The sequence below is a fragment of the Mesorhizobium sp. M4A.F.Ca.ET.090.04.2.1 genome, assembly GCF_003999085.1.
In the GTDB taxonomy this organism is placed as follows: domain Bacteria; phylum Pseudomonadota; class Alphaproteobacteria; order Rhizobiales; family Rhizobiaceae; genus Mesorhizobium.
The window spans coordinates 1-2845 of the sequence record NZ_RZOT01000667.1 but is presented as its reverse complement, the minus strand read 5'-3'; the positions used below and the strand labels follow the sequence as shown (position 1 = coordinate 2845).

5 protein-coding genes are annotated in these 2845 nt (G+C 64.4%); 1 reads left to right on the top strand and 4 read right to left on the bottom strand.

Annotated features, from left to right (window positions below; all coding sequences use genetic code 11):
* Positions 1–992: ABC-F family ATP-binding cassette domain-containing protein (locus EN781_RS30055; RefSeq protein WP_145965710.1), on the bottom strand; the 992-nt coding region annotated here is incomplete at its 3' end.
* Between the two features lie 136 nt (positions 993–1128).
* On the opposite strand from EN781_RS30055, the gene EN781_RS34610 reads away from it, so the two are divergent.
* Positions 1129–1266, top strand: coding sequence for a hypothetical protein (locus EN781_RS34610; protein ID WP_189347935.1), 138 nt, complete (start codon positions 1129–1131; stop codon positions 1264–1266).
* Between the two features lie 122 nt (positions 1267–1388).
* Here EN781_RS34610 and EN781_RS30050 read toward each other — a convergent pair whose 3' ends face one another.
* From EN781_RS30050 to EN781_RS30040, 3 genes are all read right to left on the bottom strand, one after another.
* Positions 1389–1835, bottom strand: a complete 447-nt coding sequence (locus EN781_RS30050; protein WP_126055582.1) for a MucR family transcriptional regulator — start codon at positions 1833–1835, stop codon at positions 1389–1391.
* Positions 1836–2003: 168 nt separating this feature from the next.
* Entirely contained in the window at positions 2004–2207 is a 204-nt protein-coding gene (locus EN781_RS30045; RefSeq protein ID WP_126055583.1) for a hypothetical protein, read from the bottom strand.
* Positions 2200–2845: EamA family transporter (locus EN781_RS30040; protein ID WP_127400618.1), on the bottom strand; the 646-nt coding region annotated here is incomplete at its 5' end. The genes EN781_RS30045 and EN781_RS30040, both read right to left, overlap by 8 nt.

The following is a 2845-nucleotide window of genomic DNA, read 5'->3' as shown; positions in this document are numbered from 1 at the left end:
GTCATCTTCTTCAGGATCGGCGCGCCCTCGGTGTAGCCGACATTGACGCCGTTGAGCGCAACGATCGGGGAGGCCACCGTCTTCACCGGCTCGGGGAAGGAAAACGGCCGCACCGTGTCGTTCACGATGGCCGCGATCGGCTTCATCTTCTCCAGCGCCTTCAGGCGCGACTGCGCCTGCCTGGCCTTGGTGGCCTTGGCGCGAAAACGCTCGACGAAGGACTCCATGTGCTTGCGCGCCGCTTCCTGCTTGACGCGGCTCTTCTCCTGCAGTTCGCGCTGCTCGGTGAGCTGGCGCTCGAACTGGTCGTAGCCGCCGCGCCAGAAGGTCAGCTTCTTCTGGTCGAGATGGACGATCGAGTTGACGGCGCGGTTGAGCAGGTCGCGGTCGTGCGAGATCAAAAGCACGGTGTGCGGATATTTGGAGACGTAGTTCTCCAGCCACAGCGTGCCTTCGAGGTCGAGATAGTTGGTCGGCTCGTCGAGGAGCAGAAGGTCGGGCTCGGAGAAGAGCACGGCCGCCAGCGCGACGCGCATGCGCCAGCCGCCGGAGAAGGACGATGCCGGACGCTTCTGCGCGGCGTCGTCGAAGCCGAGGCCGGCGAGGATGGTGGCCGCGCGGGACTCGGCCGAATGCGCGTCGATGTCGGCCAGCCGCGTGTGGATCTCGGCGATGCGGTGCGGATCGGTGGCCGTCTTTTCCTCTTCGAGCAGTGCCTGGCGTTCGGCATCGGCCTTGAGCACGATGTCGATCAGCGGCTCCTCGGTGCCCGGCGCCTCCTGCGCCACCTGGCCGATGCGGGTGTTCTTCGGCAGGCTGATCGAGCCGGTCTCGGACGGGAAGTCGCCGGTGATCGCCTTGAATAAGGTGGTCTTGCCGGTGCCGTTGCGGCCAACAAGACCCGCCTTGGTGCCGGCCGGCAAGGTCAGCGAGGCATGATCGAGAAGCAGGCGCCCCGCCATGCGCAGCGAGAGATCGTTGATGATAAGCATGGCCGCGCTTTTGCACGGCTGGCCGGCGCTTCGCAAGTGCCACGCCTGGACGAGGCTTCGCCAGCGGCCGCGGGCGGCCTGATTGCAAAAAGCGCGGCCGGGGGGAACCAGATGCGTCGCGAGGCGTTTGAGGCCGGTGATCCGCTACGTCGCCCTCGCCTTCATCTTCTTCCAGGTCGCCACGACAGCCGCGCTGGCGACGCAGGTCGTGCTGTTCGACGGTAGTGGCGACGGCGCGGCATCGCTGGAGGCGGCACAACTGGCGGGACAGTGAGCGCGGCGCCGAAGCAGTGTTCGACGCAAACCTGAACGTCAACGCACCGCCGCAACGCGCCGTGCAACCAGATGGTCACACGGCGTCGCTGCGTCGGGGAGCCTTATCTTCGATCCGGAAAATCAGGCCTTGGGCTTGCGCTTCGCCACCTTGGTCGGCTGAGCCGCGGCCGGCTTGCGGCCAAGGCCGGAAGATTTGGCCAGCGCCGAGCGGGTCGCCGAATAGCTGGGCGCCACCATCGGGTAGTCGGGCGCAAGGCCCCATTTGGCGCGATACTCGTCCGGCGTCAGGCCGTGGTCGGTGGCGAGATGCCGCTTCAGCGACTTGAACTTCTTGCCGTCCTCCAGGCAAACGATATGGTCCGGAAACACCGAGCGTTTTGGATTGACGGCAGGATTGAGCACCGGCGCTTCCTTGGCGGCGGCAACGGCGCTCAGCTTGCGCACCGAGGCGCTGACGCTGGCGATCAGATCCGGCAGTCCGGAGGCCGGAAGCGGATTGTTGCCGACATAGGCCGAAACAATGTCGGCGGTCAGTTCAATTGCGGTCTTGTCATCGATATTGTGCAATTTTTTTTCCCTCTGCCGGCGATCAGGTCACCAGCTATAGTTGTAGACTTTTGATGATGTATCGATTTTGACCGTGCTCCCCAACGGATCGACAAGATTCAATAAACCCTGCAGACTCAATACGAGCTGATATTTTCATGGCCTCGGGATTCGCGCAATTTAGAAAATCTAATACTTCGAGGCGACAGACTTGGACGGGTCGGGATCGGCCAAAATTTCGAGAATACGCTTCCAACGGGCACAACGACCGAAATCTTTCTGCTCAATAGCCTTTTCCGCCTTCATCGCGGCGTAAAGCGGCGCCTCGGCGCCGAATTCCTTTACCAGCCAATGCGCTTCCTGTCTGGCGCGGCGTTCGTCCTCGTCAAGCATTGTTCCCGGCCTCCGGACCTTCGATGCCCACCGCAATGCAACTGCCAATGACGAGGACGGCCCCGGCAACGGCCGTCGTCGTCAGCGTCTCGCCCGAAAGCGCCAAAAGCAGCGTCGAGGCGATCGGCGTGAGATAGGCGGCAACCGCAACCTTGCCGCCTCGGTCGAGCTTCAGCGCCCGCGACCAGAAATAATAGCCGAGCCCCATCGGGCCGGCACCGAGATAGAGCCCGGCAACGACATAGACCCCAACCGGCCAGGCGACGCCGTCGCGCAGGCACCAGGCGAAGGTCAGGGCCACGCCGGCAAGCGCGGACGGCAGCAGGAACCGGTCCGGCGGCGTGGCCAGGCGGCCGACGGCGATCGAATAGAAGGCCATGCACAGCGCCGAGCCGAAGGCTGCGAGATAGCCGGCGGGATTGCCCTGGAACCATGATTGCTCGCGCCCGCCCGAGATGACCAGCGCCACGCCGAGAAAGCCGAGCGCGGCGGTGATGCCGAGCAACACGGGGCGGCGCGGGCTGTCCAGCACGATGATGGCGGCCGCCACCATCAGCGGCCAGGTATAGGCGACGAGGTTGGCCTCGATCACCGGCATCGCGGCAAAGGCGATGTATTGCAGGACCATGGTGCCGACG

Excerpts from the sequence above, each read along its gene's own strand:
- EN781_RS30045 (WP_126055583.1), bottom strand. The coding sequence starts at position 2,207 with ATGCTTGACGAGGACGAACGCCGCGCCAGACAGGAAGCGCATTGGCTG.